This window comes from Providencia sp. 2023EL-00965 (assembly GCF_033550225.1).
GTDB classification, from domain to species: Bacteria; Pseudomonadota; Gammaproteobacteria; order Enterobacterales; family Enterobacteriaceae; genus Providencia; species Providencia manganoxydans.
In genome coordinates this window covers 43,656-61,000 of record NZ_JAWUEH010000007.1, presented here as the reverse complement: position 1 = coordinate 61,000, position 17,345 = coordinate 43,656, and the positions used below count along the sequence as shown (strand labels likewise).

13 protein-coding genes are annotated in these 17,345 nt (G+C 40.2%); 8 read left to right on the top strand and 5 right to left on the bottom strand.

The features are described 5' to 3' along the window. The first annotated feature begins 30 nt into the window (after positions 1 to 30). From SC428_RS10575 to SC428_RS10555, 5 genes are all read left to right on the top strand, one after another. Positions 31 to 567, top strand: a complete 537-nt coding sequence (locus SC428_RS10575) for an RNA polymerase sigma factor (RefSeq protein WP_318707535.1) — start codon at positions 31 to 33, stop codon at positions 565 to 567. Further along, positions 567 to 1,553, top strand: a complete 987-nt coding sequence (locus SC428_RS10570) for a FecR family protein (RefSeq protein ID WP_140182558.1) — start codon at positions 567 to 569, stop codon at positions 1,551 to 1,553. Before SC428_RS10575 ends, SC428_RS10570 begins: the two co-directional genes overlap by 1 nt. A 118-nt stretch (positions 1,554 to 1,671) precedes the next feature. Continuing rightward, on the top strand, positions 1,672 to 4,446 hold the full coding sequence (locus tag SC428_RS10565) for a secretin and TonB N-terminal domain-containing protein (RefSeq protein ID WP_283126602.1): 2,775 nt from the start codon (positions 1,672 to 1,674) through the stop codon (positions 4,444 to 4,446). 46 nt (positions 4,447 to 4,492) lie between these two features. Then, entirely contained in the window at positions 4,493 to 6,166 is a 1,674-nt protein-coding gene (locus SC428_RS10560; protein ID WP_318707531.1) for an ABC transporter ATP-binding protein/permease, read from the top strand. 2 nt (positions 6,167 to 6,168) lie between these two features. Beyond that, positions 6,169 to 8,958, top strand: a complete 2,790-nt coding sequence (locus SC428_RS10555; protein ID WP_318707529.1) for an insulinase family protein — start codon at positions 6,169 to 6,171, stop codon at positions 8,956 to 8,958. A 59-nt stretch (positions 8,959 to 9,017) separates the two neighbouring features. Here SC428_RS10555 and SC428_RS10550 read toward each other — a convergent pair whose 3' ends face one another. From SC428_RS10550 to SC428_RS10540, 3 genes are all read right to left on the bottom strand, one after another. Then, positions 9,018 to 11,153, bottom strand: a complete 2,136-nt coding sequence (locus SC428_RS10550; protein WP_318707527.1) for a hypothetical protein — start codon at positions 11,151 to 11,153, stop codon at positions 9,018 to 9,020. Positions 11,154 to 11,313: 160 nt separating this feature from the next. Continuing rightward, complete coding sequence (locus tag SC428_RS10545) at positions 11,314 to 11,784, bottom strand: flavin reductase family protein (RefSeq protein ID WP_070926956.1); 471 nt, start codon at positions 11,782 to 11,784, stop codon at positions 11,314 to 11,316. Beyond that, positions 11,778 to 12,914, bottom strand: coding sequence for an LLM class flavin-dependent oxidoreductase (locus SC428_RS10540; RefSeq protein WP_140187389.1), 1,137 nt, complete (start codon positions 12,912 to 12,914; stop codon positions 11,778 to 11,780). The genes SC428_RS10545 and SC428_RS10540 overlap by 7 nt, the downstream gene beginning before the upstream one ends. 230 nt (positions 12,915 to 13,144) lie before the next feature. Between SC428_RS10540 and SC428_RS10535 the strand changes: the two genes are divergently transcribed. The 3 genes from SC428_RS10535 (at position 13,145) to SC428_RS10525 (ending at position 15,104) form a co-directional block, all read left to right on the top strand. Then, the gene (locus tag SC428_RS10535) at positions 13,145 to 13,606 is read left to right on the top strand and encodes a MarR family winged helix-turn-helix transcriptional regulator (RefSeq protein ID WP_070926960.1); all 462 of its coding nucleotides are present in this window, start codon (positions 13,145 to 13,147) and stop codon (positions 13,604 to 13,606) included. Positions 13,607 to 13,636: 30 nt separating this feature from the next. Then, positions 13,637 to 14,485: an AraC family transcriptional regulator gene (locus SC428_RS10530; protein WP_318707520.1), complete on the top strand. Its 849-nt coding sequence runs from the start codon at positions 13,637 to 13,639 to the stop codon at positions 14,483 to 14,485. A gap of 115 nt (positions 14,486 to 14,600) precedes the next feature. Beyond that, a complete protein-coding gene (locus SC428_RS10525; protein WP_070926966.1) occupies positions 14,601 to 15,104 on the top strand; it encodes a GNAT family N-acetyltransferase in 504 nt (167 codons plus the stop codon). Positions 15,105 to 15,173: 69 nt separating this feature from the next. Here SC428_RS10525 and deoD read toward each other — a convergent pair whose 3' ends face one another. Continuing rightward, positions 15,174 to 15,890 (bottom strand): purine-nucleoside phosphorylase, encoded by a 717-nt coding sequence (deoD, locus tag SC428_RS10520; protein WP_070926968.1) that lies wholly within the window; start codon positions 15,888 to 15,890, stop codon positions 15,174 to 15,176. A 173-nt stretch (positions 15,891 to 16,063) separates the two neighbouring features. Then, positions 16,064 to 17,287 (bottom strand): phosphopentomutase, encoded by a 1,224-nt coding sequence (gene deoB / locus SC428_RS10515; protein ID WP_070926970.1) that lies wholly within the window; start codon positions 17,285 to 17,287, stop codon positions 16,064 to 16,066. Positions 17,288 to 17,345: the final 58 nt, after the last annotated feature.

The following is a 17,345-nucleotide window of genomic DNA, read 5'->3' as shown; positions in this document are numbered from 1 at the left end:
ACATTCGTAACTTTTTTGGCACCAGCGAAAATGACGATCGATAAATCCCTTGCCCGCAAAATCAGTGGGGCATATCAGTCAACTTATAGCCAGCTTGTCCGCTTTTTCCGCAATCGGCTAGGTAATAGCAATGATGCTGATGATTTATCACAGGATGTGTTTACACTATGGCTTAACAGAAAAGAACAATCTCCGATCAAAGAGAGCCGAGCTTATTTGTTCAAAATCGCCAATCATGTCTTAATTGATCATTGGCGTCGTAACCAACGTCAGGCAAAATCAACCTTCGAGGTTGATGAAACCTTAATGGAACAAAATCTAACCGATACACAGGCCGATCCTAGTGAGATACTGGAGCAGCAACAACGTATTCAATGGTTAAGTGATGCGATAGAAAGCTTACCCCCTCGGCGACGAGAGGCTTTTTTGTTATATCGGTTCGATGGCTTATCACAAAGCGAGATCGCAGAGCGCATGGAAATTTCTATTAGTATGGTAGAAAAACACATTGCTGCTGCTTTAGTCCACTGTAAAAAGCATCTTGATAATCAGAGCAATAAAAATTAATGACTCACACATCGATACACGAGCCAGATGATCTAGACACAATTGATGAACAAGCTGCACTGTGGTTTACGCGCAACCACAGTCAACAGCTGACCTCAGAGCAAGTGGAGCAGTTTCAACTGTGGCTAGCCACATCACCAGAGCACGCTAAATCCTATGAGGCAATTGCGGGTGTTTGGCGTGAATTCGATGCGATGCCTAGGCCGGCAATTAATATAAACAAACCGAAAAAAGGCCTGTTTTTTCGGCTTTGGCGACCATTGGGAAATACCCTTGCCGCCTTGTTTATTGCCGCGGTGCTATTTCTACCCTATAGCCATCTTCCATCCATGCTATTGAATAATATGACTCTTGTCGCTAATGAAGCACCAAAAGAAGTCATATTATCCGATGGTTCCTCGCTATTTCTCAATCGCCAAACACGCATCCGTGTCGCTTATGAAACCGAAGTTCGTCAAATCTATTTAGACAGCGGCAGCGCCTATTTCAAAGTTAAATCTAATCCCTATCGCCCATTTGTGATCCTAGCGGATGAAAGACGTATTCAGGTGATTGGTACGGAGTTTGAAGTTGATAAAGCGCACCAACAAATTGCCGTTAGTGTTAACAAAGGCATTGTTAGCCTACAAACAGGAAAACAGCAGCCAACCATTTATTTATTTGCTGGTGATAATGCCGTCAGCTTAGCCGCCAATAGCCCAGCTAAGGTGAGTAAAGTAACACCGTTCGATATTGCCAGATGGCGCTTTGGTGAGCTGAGTTTCACTGATAAGCCCTTATTTGAAGTACTTGCACAACTGAAAACCTATTCCCCTATCAACGTTGAGCTTTCCCCTCCAACACTCGCACAAAGTAAGATTTCAGGGCGCATCAATTTACACCAACCCGATCAATTCTTCCAAGCGCTCCCGATGCTATTACCTGTCCAAGTCGTTTATCAAGACAAAAATAACGTATTGATTATTCAAAACAAAAAAAATAAATGAAAATTATTTCGATTTGTAGGTGAGGATAATTCTCATTTAACCCTCTTCCTAAGCAGTTGTTATTGATTTAGCAATTTTTCAGCACACGATTTGTGCCGCTTAGGAATAAGGGATACTCATGTCAATTCGATTCACACACCAACGGCTTAAGCCACTTGCATTATTGGTTGCAGCGAGTACTGCAATAGTTTGCCAATCAGCAATAGCGCAAGAGGTTACATTTACACTACCAGAACAACCACTTGCGACTTCTGTCGCGCAAATCAGTCAGCAAGGACAAATTCAATTACTCTATAATAAAAACCAACTTAATGGATTACGTGCACCAGCACTATCAGGTAACTACACCGCACAAACCGCATTACAAAAAATACTTATCGGTAGCGGGTTAGAACTGATCAATGAAAATGGTGTATTAGTCATTCGTCCACAAAACCTCAATCAAGGCACATTAGTGCTACCCGAGACCCAAGTTTCAGGTGTGGTACAAAACCATCCTGCTACTGATGTGATGTCTGCACCTCAATATGTAACTTCTGAAGAGATCAGCCAACGCAATACGGGTGATGGCAATATCACTGATTTAATGAAAACCAACCCAGCCGTTCAGTTTGCTAATAACGACAGCAACTCCATGAACCAAGGAGAAATAAAACCTTCTCGTATCTCAATTCATGGTTCTAGCAGTTACCAAAATGCTTACCGTCTTGATGGCGTGAGTTTTAATAATGACTTTGATCCCGCAGATAATGGCCTTGGTGAAACTGCCACACGGTTAAGCAGTAGCGATCAGGGGATTTATATCGACAGTCGTCTAATCGACAGCATGGCAGTGTATGACAATAACATACCTGTTGAGTTTGGTGGCTTTACTGGAGGGACAGTTGAGGTCAATAGCCGTCGCTGGCAAGGTGAAAATAGCGCCCATGCCTATTATCGATTAACGCGTTCGGGTTGGAATAATTTGTTCCACGATCCCTCTCTCGGTATCAACACCTCTAAAAATGACACAGCGAATCCTGCTCGTTTCCAAAATCGCTATGATAAAGATGATTTCGGCGGCTGGTTTGAATTAGGTGTCAGTGAAAACTCAGGTATTGTCTTCTCCGCATCTCGCCGTAGCTCTACGATCCCAATGACAGTGACTGGAGGTGACTCTGTCATCTTTGATGAAAACAACCAAGTACAAATGGTTGATTTTGCATCAGGTGAAAAAAAACAGCACCGCACATCTGATAATTACTTCCTGAAATACTCGCTCGATCTTACCGACAAAAGCACGTTAGACCTTTCTGCTAATTATGCATCTTATGATAGCCGTCTATTTTCTGCTTCTGTGATGAATTCAGGTTATGACTCAACCCATGATGGGCTAGGGTTTACCGCGGTCTTTAAACATCAATTTGATATTGGCCAATTAGAGTTAACCGCCAATACTCAAGAGCTAAAAGATGAGCGTACAGATGACCAAAAATATTCACTCACTGTGCGTGCGATTGATTATCAAACTTGGCAAACCGCAGAGAGTAGCAGTGGTGGTTTAGGGGATTTAACCTCAAAACAAAAAAGCCATGGTTTAAAGAGTGTGATGCGTTTTAATGCCATTGAAGATGGTTTAGGGCTCACTCATAAACCGACATTAGGCGCTGAGCTTAATTTCACCAAAGGAACTTACAAGCGCGATAAAGATTACTTCCGTTATACCTATACAGGTAGCGTAGATAATAACGCCACCTACAGTGGTTACCTCAGTAATGTCACCCGCTTCCAAGCGGGAGAACACTCCGCTGACTATACCAATTACGCGTTCTTCCTTGATGACAACATTCAATTTGGCAAACTAACGTTGCGTCCGGGAGTTCGGGTTGATCGAGATGACTTTGTAAACCGCACTAACATAGCGCCTCGTTTATCGGGTAACTATGACGTCTTTGGTGATGGAAAAACCCAAATTATTGCAGGGGCTAACCGTTACTACGGCCGCTCTATGCTCACCTATGCGTTATATGGCGCACAAAATGATGGCATGCAAATATGTAATAGCTATGGTGAGTTTGATCCCTGCTCTCTTGATCCTAACAAAAACGATTGGGATAACAAAAAAGATTACGAAGGTATTGATTCACTGAAAACCCCATATAACGATGAGCTGACTGTTGCACTGCAACAAGAGGTGCTGTCGACAACATGGCGCTTGCAATATGTACATCGTGAAGGCTATGACGAAGTCAGAACCCGCACCAAATATGACACTCGTGATGCTGATAAACGCAGTATTCGCTCATTTGATAACGGTGGACGCAGCTCACATGATACCGTGACGCTTTCTGTCAACAATAGCCAACCGTGGGAATGGGCAGAAGCTTCTCATGTGATGACCGCATCACTCACATGGCAACAAAGCGAAAGTAATACTCCCAAAGATTCAGGCTATAACGCATTCGATCCAGCGAATAAGGTTAATCTCAATAAAGTTTGGTATGACGGTAAAGTTATCGACGCATCCAAATTACCTTCAACCAGTTTTAATTCCCCCTTTAAATTCAATTTAGAGTTGACCAGTGTTTGGGATGATTACGATCTGACTTGGTACAACCGCCTGCAATGGTGGGGAGCGCGTAACCAAGCCGTCCGCTATGACAATGCTTATGCCTTTGATCCTGAATATGGGCAAGTTCGCAAATACACCAAGCAACATTTCGCCAGTAAATACACATGGGATACGCGCCTCGGCTGGAAACCAGACTTTGCCTATGGTTTTGGTTTCTCCGTTGAAGTGAACAACATCCTAAATAATAAAAATATTGCTGACCGTTTTGTGTTTGAAGACAGAGTGTTGAAGTCTTATGACCCCGGTCGCCAGTTCTGGCTACAGGTTAACTATGACCTTTAAACACCCTCTATAAATTTTAGTTAGCAATGTGAGCTATTAAAACGTCATGAAGACATTAAAACAATTTTTCTACTTAGTTAAACCATTTTGGGGGCAGCGTTCTGCCCTTCTCTGCTGGCTATTACTTGCTGCTTCACTGGGGCTGACACTCTCTTCAGTGTGGTTCAACGTGAGAATGAACATGTGGAATGGCGACTTCTATAACGCCCTGCAAAAACTGGATGGACAGGCACTCTATGGCCTACTGCAATATTTTGTCGTGTTAGTGAGCGGCTTGATCTTGGTGGTCGTTATGGGGAACTACCTCAAACAAATGTTAATCATCCGTTGGCGTAAAGGTATGACTGAACAGGTACTTAGCCGCTGGTTATCGCCCAATAGCAAACACTATATGTTACGCCTAACCTCACAAGAGCCTGATAACCCAGACCAACGTATTGCAGAAGATATTCGCTTACTGATTGAATCAACACTAAATTTGTTAGTCACCTTCTTACACTCCATGCTGACACTGGTGTCATTTGCCACCATTCTATGGACCCTTTCAGGTAGCTTGTCCTTTCAATTTGCGGATAGCGACTGGACAATTCCCGGTTATATGTTTTGGGCTTGTATCATTTACACCATTATTGGTATTGCGCTTACTCAATGGATTGGTTTCCCACTACGCCGTTTAAATATGGATAAGCAGCGTCGCGAGGCCGATTACCGTAGCACGCTGATCAATTGCCGCCAGCACGGTGATGCCATCGCAGGTCAGCGAGGCGAAAGCCAAGACAAAAAAGAGTTGATGCATCGATTTGGTGAAATTGTTGGCAACTGGAATCGATTGATCCGTTGTGAACGAAACTTGTCCTTCTATACCGTTGGCTACCAACAAGTGACCGCGCTGGCCCCTGTCTTACTTGCGCTGCCTAAATTCCTTGCTGGTGAAATTATGTTAGGTGGATTAATGCAACTTCGCCAAGCCTTTAGCAGCGTTGCCACCTCATTAGGTTGGTTTATCTTTGCTTACAAGGAGATAGCGGCTTGGCAAGCTACAATTTCGCGACTGTATAATTTTGTGATCTTATTGGAAAACGATAAAGCTGCACAAGTTAGCATTACTGAGCAGCAGCCAGCGCTTAATGCAACGCTTTCCGTTTCAACGGCAGATAATCGCACCTTATTTGAACCGCTAACACTAACCGCTGCACAAGGGCAGTTGACTATTATTTCAGGCCGCTCAGGCATTGGTAAATCAACATTGCTGCGTACTTTAAGCGGCCACTGGCCATTCTTTACTGGCAACATTGAGCGGACAAACCATCTTATGTGGATCCCGCAACGGCTTTATTTACCCGTTAGCCGCCTAGAAAGTTTGCTCGCTTACCCAAAATATAGCTCCCAATTTACAGAAGCCGACTTTAAACATGTGTTAAGCCAAGTTGGACTAGAAAAGCTACATCACCAGCTCAGCTTAGAAACGGATTGGCACAATCGACTCTCTGGCGGTGAACAGCAACGCATCATGTTTGCGCGTTTATTACTAAATCGCCCACCGCTGATGTTATTGGACGAAACCACTTCAGCGCTCGATGAAAATAGTGCCCTTGAAATGTTGCAACTGCTCAAAGCTCAACTCCCTGACAGCGCAATTGTATTGGTTAGCCATCAACGTTTTTTATGGCCATTAGCCGATCAGCAATTCCCATTAATTGAACCTCATAGGAACATCTGATTATGTTTCGTCAAATCACATTGACCGCCTTGATTGGCTTACTACTTAGTGGTTGTGCCAACCATGCCACTCACCGAGAAAATAAGCAGGCTCAGTTACCTGTTCGTAGCGATCTACAACATTATCAACTGGATAATGGGTTACAGGTTTATTTACTACAACGTAATCAACCGGGTGTAGAACTGCGTTTATTAGTCAAAAGTGGCTCACTACAAGAAAATGAACAACAGCTTGGGTTAGCACATTTTACTGAACATATGGCATTTAAAGGCACTAAGCACTTCCCCGGCACCACGGGTTTTAAACAACTGGAACAGCAAGGGCTAAAATTAGGCAGCCATGTCAATGCCATCACGAGTCTCAATTCAACACTGTATAAACTTTCACTGCCGAAAGCGACACCCGCACAAGTTTCAACAGGTTTACAAGTAATTGCTGATTGGGCAGCGAATATGACATTCGATCAGGAAGCATTTGAAACCGAACGCCCAGTGATTATTGAAGAGTGGCGCTTACGTCAAGGAATGGGCTATCGCATTAACGATAGCCTTGAACAGTTACGTTATCATGGCAGCCGCTATGCACAACGTAACCCGATTGGCTCATTAGATATTGTTCGTCAAGCACCGATCGAACAAGCTAAAAACTATTATCAAACATGGTATCAACCACAGCGCATGGCTTTATTAGTCATTGGTGATTTCAATAACAGTAAAGTACGTAACGACATCAATACATTGTTTGCGTTACCTCAACCTACTGTACCTTCTCAAGATAACCCTGAGTGGAAGCAATTTGCCCATTCTACTCAGATGTTAATTCAACCTGTATTTGATAAAGAACAGGGGGCGCGTTTTATTCAATTCGCACTACAAAAAGATGTGACTGCACCACTAAACACGCACCAAGGGCAATATGAAGACCTAATGGATAGCTTATGGCTAGCTATTTTGAATCAACGTTTTTCAGTGTTAGTTGATAATGATGTTTTGCCTGCGATTAGCATCAATGAACAAGGATCAATGCTAGATAACCAGCGCCTCCAGCAGTTAATGATTATTCATCCTAAAGGTAGTGACTATACAGCTGCCACTGAAGTGCTATTTACTGAGTTACAACGTTTAGCAACAGAGCCCGTCACCCAAGAAGAGCTGGATAGCGCACGTCAAGCAATGTTGAAAAAATTGAGTCAACAAGCCGCTTCAGAGCAGCGCTATACGAATGAATATTTAGCGGGGCAACTCACTACGGCGCTTGAATACGATATGCCAATGTGGAATAAACGCCAACAGCTTGATAAAAGCTATCAAATGATAAACTCAGTCAAGCCACAAGATCTACAACAGCATGTTGCCAATTTACTTACTATCGCATCCCCTCGCTTGGCATTGATTGGCCCTGATACTGACGCAGCCACCTTTAATCGTTCAGCCTTCGAGCAGCAATGGCAAAGTATTCGTCACAGTTCTCCGGGACCATTCACATTGCGTTCTCAAGCAATCACCTTGCAATTACCCAATGTCATCAAAGGATCAATTAGCCAACAAACACCACTCCCTATTGCAAAAACAGAACGTTGGCAGTTAAGCAATGGCATCCAAGTGATTGTCAAAGCAGATAAGGCTCTTAAAGATGATATTCAATTCAATTTACAACTTGCAGGTGGCCGTTCACTTGAAACTGTTCAAACAGCAGGATTAACCGATTGGGCCCTAAAACTGCCTGAAAGCAGTGGTTATGGTGAATACAGTGCTCGCGATCTCGCTTTGCTGGCGAAACAAAATCAAATCTCGATCCGCCCCTATAGCGAATTGCTGACACATGGTTTTCGCGGCAAAGCCCCCGTTGATAATTTAGAAATTGCATTGCAATTATTGCATCTGAAACTGACTGCACCACAGTTTAGTGGTGAAAAACTCGAGCAGCAAAAACAATCATTTGCATTAAACTTAGCCAAAACCCCAGTTGAGCGGACATTCCTAGATAATATTAATAAGGAAAGCTATCAGCATGGTGAATTATTAACTGTTGACCCACAGGGTGGCTGGAAACACTTTACGGCAGGGCAGCTGCAACAAGCAAACCGTCAGCTACTTACCTCAACGGCAGATATGACCTTAGTGATCACCGGTGCTGTCAATAGCAAACAGCTTAAAGCACAGCTAGAGCAGTGGGTTGCCTCGATCCCAGCCGATAATCACCAGCTCGCATGGCGTGATCAAGGGATCATGCCGAAGATGGCGAGTTTCAATAAACGTTACCCAATAAGTAGCAGTGATAAAAGCATGGTAAGCATTCAATTTGCCGCACCGGCAAAATGGACACAACAAGATCAATTGGCGATGCAATTGCTAGATACCATAGTGAGTCAGCGCTTACGCAGTGAATTACGCGAAAAAGCCAGCGGCATCTATGCGCTTGGTTTTTCTCAAATGTTAGCCAAAAAACCACAGCCTTACTATTTTGCGCGACTCAATTTTACCACGTCTCCGGAACGTGCTGATGAGATGGCGCTAATTGCGCAAAAAACCCTTCAACAGCTACAAGCGTCGGGTATTAGTCATAAAGAACTTACTGAGGCCAAAAATATTTGGCTGACTGAAAATAAACAAGTGACGGATAGCTCAGGTTATTGGACAGAGGCTCTGGCACAAATTGCCGCTGATGACCAGCTGTATCAACGTTTGAACCAAGAAACTACGATAGTTCATCAGTTGCAGGTAGAAGATATTAACCGTATTGCTCATCAATATTTAGGACAAAACACAAAAGTGTTTATGATGACACCATAACCTCAGAATAACCAACAGCTTAATTACGCTGTTGGTTATTTAAATCGTTGCGGCGGATGTTATCCAGTATAATGATTATTTCTTATGAAAAATGCAGTAATTGAATGTTTAATGTTTTTCGCTATACTCATTAATGAATGCCAAATTTTCTTACCTTTAAATTGAATTTTCTCTTTAAAAGATAATTGCTTATACCATAATTTATCTTCTTTTTTAATCAACATATCAACTGATAATTTGAGGTGTTCAGAAAAAAACAGTTCCAGATTTATATTTCTGTTATCCAAAGAAATAATTTTACTGATCAGATTTATTTTCTTAATGAGTTCACTTACAGGCAAATCCTTATTATTTTTTTCATTATCAATAAGATGACTGATTTTACCAATTGAATTATTAGGTACCTTATTTAAAATATCTAAAAGATTATCTTTAGCTTCCTTTAATTCTATTTGTTCTTCTTTAGATATTTCTTTTGAATTATCCAGTTCAGATTTTAACTGTTCAATATCAAAATTCAGTCGTTTAGTAATGAAAGGCACTATTTTTTCAGTATCTAAATAATAGATATTATCCTTTAAAAGATTATAGATTATTTTACACCGCGCAACAAACTCCGCTTTTTGCTTTACCTCATCAATATTAGACATAATCTTATCAAGATCGGCAATAACATTATCAACCTGTATGCTTTTAAGATCCACTTCCTCTAATATATTTCTTATTCCGAATTTTTCCACATTAAATTTTGAGCTTAGCTTTGTTAATGCTATATGAAATTCTAAAATTGCTAATACCCATTCATGAACTAATGTTTTCATTCCTAACTTTAATAAATATTCTTTTTTCTTACTGAGTTCAGAAACAATACTAAAATTATCTTTCCCGATTTTTATCTCCTCTATTCTTTTCGTTATTTCGTTCCGTGTATGTTCTGAAATAGTTTTATTGTCTTTTTTCTTATTAAGTATATCTTCAAATGTATCTTCTGGCCGGATCCTATCTCGAGCAATCACCTCTAAAGATTTATCCTGTACTCTAACTTTAATTTTACTTACGGTTTCTTTAGTTATATCACAGAGCTCTCTTATTTTTTTCTTTTCCGAATTTGTATCTAACTTGATTTTACATTTAACTTTCTTCTTATTATATTGATGTTCATTTCTTGTATTAAGAGCATTATGGAAACATCGTTCCACTTGTTCTCTTATTTTTTTACTTTTAATATTGTTATTATCTTTTAAATATAACCATGCCTTATCTATATATTCAAAAACATTGATAAAATCACTATTTTTTAACGCAATAATTTTTTCCGTAATAATTTTTTTATCTGTTTTGGTTAGTTTTTTCTTATCGCCAATCACGAATAAAATATCTCTTAATAAATCTGTCACTTGTTTATTATGCGCACATTCCTCTTGTCTAACGCCCAATGCGATTCTATTATTATCATTATGTGAGCAACTCATATTTGAATCATTCTCTTGGCTTATTGTCGCTACCTGAGATTGATTCAAGGAAATACCACAGGTGTTTTCTGTGCCAGAAGATTGGGGGGCCACCTTAACTCTAATCGAGCTATGAACTATTTGATTTTGCGTAGAAGATGCTGGTGTTTCAACTTTGAATTTATTTAAAATTTTATTTATTTTTTCATAAACCACTTTGCTTCTACAACTCAATGCTAAAACTTGCGCTTCAAGTAGAATTGATCCCCATCTATCATCTGACATCCAATTTTTTGCTATTCTATCTATTTCATCAAGATGTTTCTGCTTAATATCTTTTCTTTTTATATTAAGTGAAATTACCCCTTCAAATGGATTACTGCCTGTACAAGTCGCTTTTTCTTTCTTGTTCCCTAATAGGATGTTACTTGAATAATATTTTTCATCTTCTAGCCTTACAGGTTCTGCTTCTTGAATAATTATCCTTCGTATTTCATCACAAAATGTTTTAGATTTTATTCCTTCATGGTTAAGACAGCCATTTAAAATACCTATTAGCTTATAGTATTCTTTACCATGACAAGCAATTTTCACTTGATGAAGTCTACCTAGGAAAATTGCTTTAGATTCAGTCTCTGATTTAGTTCTAAACTTACTATTATAACAGTAGCTAAATATTTTATTAGATAAAACTTCACCTTTAGTTAAACTAGAAGAGCAATCTACTTTATGAAAAAATGGCATGGTGTATCCTTAGCTCAATAGTATTCTCACGAACACTTTAATCACACCTAATTAACATTTCTTTCAAATAACGGGATAGCTTTTTTATGAATATCTAAACAATATGGGGGAAGCAAATGCATCCCCCATTTAGGTTATCAGCTACTTAGATAGGCGATATCTACACCATTGGCTTACCCTCTCGATACAGTAAGCACATATTATCGGTATGCTTCTGTGCCACCACCGTTGCAGTAATAATGCTGTGAGTGACATCATCAATAATATTATCGACAATACAATCAAAACTAATGGTTGTATCATCTAATATTGGTGCACCAGTGTGTAATGTATTCCATTCACCTAAGCTAAAACGTTGCTCGCCTTTATGCGTTTTGCTGGCAAATTGCATTGCTTGTTCATGCTGTGTTTCTGACAACACATTAACTGCAATCCCTTCACCAATGCTAATTTGCGGATGTGCACTCGCCGTTTTTCCTACACAAATCAAGAAACGAGGGGGATCAACACTCACAGAACAAAATGACGATGCGGTTAGCCCATTACGCTGCTCATCAGATTTCACTGAAATCACCGCAACAGGTAGCGCTAGCTTACGCATACCGAGTTTGAAATCATCAGCAGTTAACATACATCTTTCTCCCCGTTAAATGGCAATCTCAAACCTTTTGCCTCTAATCGTGGTAATACTTCTTGGCAGAAATATGGCAGCTCTTTTGCATAGTTCACAAATGCTAATGTTGAACCTGCAAATCCTGCTTTAGACAAACGTTCAATACCATCAGCGACATCATCAGGCGTTCCGACCAAAGGATATCCCCCATGTCCCGCAGAAAAACGGTTACGAATAAAATTGAGTTTATCTTTCGGAAAGGACTCGGCATTTTCAAACATTAAACGAATAACATTATCAACGGCTCCCCAATCAGCATGTTCTTGTGAATACCATTCATGATACTCCTCTGCTTCCTTACGGTTTTCACGGCATACCACATAAGAAAAAGTTAAAATATTCAACGCAGTCTCTCTTTTGATTTGCTCCGCTTGCTGTTTCAGCTCTGCAATTTCTTTTTCTGAGCTTTCTAAGGTAATTGTGGAAGTGAAAAGGAAATCAGCATTGCGGATCGCAAATTTACGCCCTTGAGCGGAGCCTGCCGCATTTAAAATCGGTACGTTTTTATTCAGAGGATGTGGGTAACCGTAGGTATTTTTCAAATTAAAGAATTCACGATGCCAATCAAACGGTTTTTCTTCTTTCCATAACGCTTTGATTACATCAACCCATTCTTGGCCATAGGCATAACGACTTTCATGATCATAAGGCAGTTCCCCACCTAACGCTTCATATTCAGGTCGATTCCACCCACAAACCACATTGAGACCCGCTCGACCATGACCAATGTTATCCATAGTTGCGATCTGTTTTGCCACAACGACAGGGTGATTAAACGAAGTATGAACTGTACTAAAAACACTAATATGTTGTGTTCTAGCAAGTAGTGCTGAAGCCCAAGTAATGGTTTCTAAAACATTACCATGAAAGTTGGTTTCACCGCCGTAACCTATCCATCTTGCTATTGGCAGAAGAAATTCGATGCCAGCAGCATCGGCGATCTCCGCCATTTGTAAATTATTTTCCCATGAATTATTCCATCGTTCGGGGATTTTTGTGACCGCCATCCCTCCTGAACAGTTTGCTGCAAATAGACCAAGCTTAAATTTATTATCGTTAAACATCTGATTTGATATTATTTTTTTCATTATTTCATCTCACAGTTATAGTTTGCTTACCACATTACAACAGCAAAAATACTTCAAACTTAAATAGTTTAATGTTAAAGTATTTAATATTAAAGTATTTGACTATTGGTTATAAATCAATCAAAAAATGAGATTAAGGACACAAAAGTCGCTTTAAAATTTAATTCAATTAAAATTCAATTAGTTAAATATTGAAAAAAGATTTATGACCAATAAGGAGTTTTAAAGGAATGAGCAATCAAGAAAACGAATCGAGAAATGATACTTCTGATGTGAAACTTTGGTTACGTATGTTGTCTTGCGTCAAGTTAATCGAAACGGATCTACGTAAAAAGTTAAGGGAAAATTTTGAATTTACCCTGCCACGATTCGATTTATTGTCGCAATTACAGCGCCATCCGGAAGGGATCAAAATGAAAGAGCTTTCTCGTTTGATGTTAGTTACCGATGGCAATATCACCAGCCTCGTTGATGGCTTAGAGAAAATGGGATTAGCAGAAAGGATCCTTAATGATCAGGATCGTCGTTCAAACTATATAAAAATAACACCACAAGGCAATGAATTATTTGAATTAATTTCAATTGAACATAAAAAATGGCTAGATGGATTGTTAAAAAATATCAATCCACAGGATAAGGCATTGCTTTATGATTTGTTAAGCACATTGAAAAATAGCCTAACAAAAGAGTGAAATATATTCTTGAAAAATAAAGAGGATATTATGAGTATGACAACATTTGGTGAATTAAAACTATATTATTTACGCTATGGAGATACTGTTCAAATTCAACATAAAGAGCAAGCCAATTGTTTTATACTGCATATACCTCTTCGCAGTGATGCGGCATTGTTTGATGGAACTGCCTATTTTGACCAAAACAATGAACATATTGTATTGATTAATCAAAATAATTCTAGCCAACTCATATGGAATCATCGAGAAGAAATACTGCTAATTTTTATTCCTTATTCACTTTTAGAACGAACACTTGTGAGCCAACTTGGCCATCTGATTGATACCCCCATAGTATTTGAAACGGCGCTTTCTAGCTATAATGCCAGTACTTGGCGCCATCTCGCGAAATATTTACTCAGCTGTATTTCTGATCACGAAGTATTGCGACAACAAAAGCACGTTGTGAGCCAATTGGAAAAGCTCATTGTCAGTTCTATCCTGTCAACATTTCCTCATAATCACAGCGCAAGCAACAACCAAAGGATCAGCAATGTTTGTCCTAGACATGTAAAAAAAGCACAAGATTTTCTGCATATCCATGCTCATGAAAATATTACGATGGAGCAGCTTGCTCTGGTCGCAGGTGTCAGCTCACGCAGCTTATACAGTGGCTTTCGTCATTTTTTAAATGTCAGCCCAATGCAATACCTTAAAACATTAAGATTAGATAAAGTTCGTTCAGAGCTTTTATCTGGAGATGTTAATAATATCACTGGAATTGCTTTACGTTGGGGATTTGCTCATATGGGGCGCTTTAGTGCTGAATATAAAGCTCGATTTGGTGAAACTCCAAGCCAAAGCTTGAAAGGCACCCTGTTTAATCATCCACGATAAGTGGTTAAAACTATTCAATTTAATGTTTCATATTTTAAGATTATCAATTGACAATCAACATACTTAGTGTGATTAATAATATTGATATCTAAAAGAGTTGAAGAGACATTACATTATGAGTGATATAATTATCCGCAGAGCAACCATTGACGATGTTCCTGCCCTGACACAAATGCACACCGACTATGCTGCTTATGCGAATACGCTACAGCTTCCTTACCCATCAACAAAAATTTGGGAAACTCGGCTAAGCTCTAATGATCCTCTGGTCACTCATTTTATTGCAACTCTTGATGATGAAGTGGTTGGCATTCTAAGCGTTTATCAACCAAGTCAGATCCGCCGTCGCCATACAGCTACCTTTGGCGTAACGGTGAGTCATCACCATCAAGGTAAAGGTATTGGCTCTAAATTAATGGCAGTGATGGTCGATTACTGTGACAACTGGCTCAATGTGCGCCGTATCGAGCTCGAAGTCTATGCCCTCAATGACAATGGCCTTGGACTATATAAGAAATTTGGCTTTGAACAAGAAGGCATTATGCGTGATTACGCTTTCCGTGATGGCGAATACGTTGACGCTATTGTGATGAGCCGAATCAATAAAAAACGCGGCTAGTACTGTAAAAATGCCGTACATAATTTGTACGGCACCTAAGAATCAACAAAATGATTGCTCTAACAATAATTATTTATCGCCTAACAAAACTGAGTCCAGAGCGATTTCGATCATTTCATTAAAAGTGGTTTGACGTTCATCTGAAGTGGTTTGCTCGCCAGTCTTGATATGATCAGACACCGTACAGATAGTCAGTGCACGTGCACCAAACTCCGCAGCAACACCATAAATACCCGCAGCTTCCATTTCAACACCCAGGATGCCGTATTTTTCCATTACTTTGAACATGTCAGGATCCGGTGAATAGAACAGATCCGCAGAGAACAAGTTACCTACACGTACATTCACATTTTTCGCTTTTGCAGCCTCAACCGCATTGTGAACCAATTCATAATCAGCAATTGCTGCAAAATCATGATCTTTAAAACGTTGACGGTTAACTTTCGAGTCAGTACATGCCCCCATACCAATAACCACATCACGTAGCTTAACATCATCCATTACCGCGCCACATGAACCAACACGGATAATCACTTTCACGCCAAAATCGGTGATCAGCTCTTTTGCATAAATAGAGCAAGATGGGATCCCCATACCATGTCCCATAACAGAGATTTTACGGCCTTTATAAGTCCCAGTGAAACCTAGCATGCCACGTACATTGTTCACCTGACGAACGTCATCAAGGAAAGTTTCTGCAATATATTTTGCACGTAATGGATCACCTGGCATCAAAACGACGTCAGCAAAATCACCCATTTCTGCATTAATATGAGGAGTAGCCATTATCATTATTCCTTATAAATCATTCAATTAAATGGTTTAGCGTAACTGTCCGATATAGTAGCCAGTCACTCTACTGGCTGTCTACGGCAAATGCCCAATTTTTATTAAGGGGTTAAATAAATAAGGCAGTTTCCTGCCTTATTTCAGTCATATTCGATGATGAGTATCATCACTTACAGCATTGATTTACCGTACTCCATTGGTGATAGATCGAAGTATTTCGCTACCGTTTGTCCAATATCAGCAAAGGTTTCACGATGGCCTAAAGAGCCAGGTTTGACTTTTGGTCCATAAATTAAAACAGGAATGTGCTCACGTGTATGGTCAGTACCTTCCCATGTTGGGTCACAACCATGGTCTGCCGTTAAGATCAAAATGTCATCATCTTCAACTAATTCCATTAGTTCAGGTAGACGGCGGTCAAATAGCTCTAACGCACCTGCATAGCCAGCAACATCACGACGGTGGCCATAAGCAGAGTCAAAGTCAACAAAGTTAGTGAAGACAATGGTTTTGTCGCCCGCTAATTTCATTTCTTTTACTGTTGCATCAAACAGGGCATCAATACCTGTTGCTTTCACTTTTTTAGTGATACCAACGTGCGCATAGATATCTGCAATTTTACCAATAGAAACGACTTCGCCTTGTTTTTCTTCCACTAATTTTTGCAGCATGGTTGGTGCTGGTGGTTCAACAGCAAGGTCATGTCGGTTACCGGTACGTTCAAAATTACCCGCTTTATCACCAATAAATGGACGAGCAATAACACGACCAATGTTATAACCCCCATTGGTGAGTTCTTCACGAGCGATCTCGCATAACTCATACAATTTATCTAAGCCATAGGTTTCTTCATGGCAAGCAATCTGGAATACCGAGTCAGCCGAGGTATAGAAAATTGGCTTACCCGTTTTCATGTGTTCTTCACCCAGTTGATCGAGGATCACTGTACCTGAAGAATGGCAGTTACCTAAATAGCCAGGGAGATTTGCACGTTTCACAATAATATCGAGCAGTTCTTGTGGGAAGCTGTTTTCATGATCAGCGAAATAACCCCAATCAAATAAAACAGGAACACCCGCGATTTCCCAGTGACCAGACGGCGTATCTTTACCAGAGGAAAGCTCACTTGCATAAGCATAAGCGCCGATGATCTCTGAATTAGGGTCAAGGCCCGCAGGAAATTTACCACAAGATTCTTCAGCCGCTTTACCCAGCCCTAGCTTGGTTAAGTTAGGCAAATGCAAAGGACCTTTACGGCCTTTATCTGCTTCACCGCGCGCACAAGCATCCGCAATGTGGCCTAATGTGTTTGAGCCTTCATCATTAAATTTGTGCGCATCACCCGCAGCACCAATCCCGAAAGAGTCCAACACCATAATAAATGTACGTTTCATAACTTCTCTCCTGCGTCATCATTCCCAATCGTTGGGAAGAGCCACTGATAAAACTAAT

Bases quoted from the DNA above. Each gene is read 5' to 3' on its own strand.
- SC428_RS10545 (WP_070926956.1), bottom strand. From the start codon at position 11,784: ATGTTAACTGCTGATGATTTCAAACTCGGTATGCGTAAGCTAGCGCTA.
- SC428_RS10570 (WP_140182558.1), top strand. From the start codon at position 567: ATGACTCACACATCGATACACGAGCCAGATGATCTAGACACAATTGAT.
- deoB (WP_070926970.1), bottom strand. From the start codon at position 17,287: ATGAAACGTACATTTATTATGGTGTTGGACTCTTTCGGGATTGGTGCT.
- SC428_RS10540 (WP_140187389.1), bottom strand. From the start codon at position 12,914: ATGAAAAAAATAATATCAAATCAGATGTTTAACGATAATAAATTTAAG.
- SC428_RS10535 (WP_070926960.1), top strand. From the start codon at position 13,145: ATGAGCAATCAAGAAAACGAATCGAGAAATGATACTTCTGATGTGAAA.
- SC428_RS10565 (WP_283126602.1), top strand. From the start codon at position 1,672: ATGTCAATTCGATTCACACACCAACGGCTTAAGCCACTTGCATTATTG.
- SC428_RS10525 (WP_070926966.1), top strand. From the start codon at position 14,601: ATGAGTGATATAATTATCCGCAGAGCAACCATTGACGATGTTCCTGCC.
- SC428_RS10560 (WP_318707531.1), top strand. From the start codon at position 4,493: ATGAAGACATTAAAACAATTTTTCTACTTAGTTAAACCATTTTGGGGG.
- deoD (WP_070926968.1), bottom strand. From the start codon at position 15,890: ATGGCTACTCCTCATATTAATGCAGAAATGGGTGATTTTGCTGACGTC.
- SC428_RS10555 (WP_318707529.1), top strand. From the start codon at position 6,169: ATGTTTCGTCAAATCACATTGACCGCCTTGATTGGCTTACTACTTAGT.
- SC428_RS10550 (WP_318707527.1), bottom strand. From the start codon at position 11,153: ATGCCATTTTTTCATAAAGTAGATTGCTCTTCTAGTTTAACTAAAGGT.
- SC428_RS10530 (WP_318707520.1), top strand. From the start codon at position 13,637: ATGAGTATGACAACATTTGGTGAATTAAAACTATATTATTTACGCTAT.
- SC428_RS10575 (WP_318707535.1), top strand. From the start codon at position 31: ATGACGATCGATAAATCCCTTGCCCGCAAAATCAGTGGGGCATATCAG.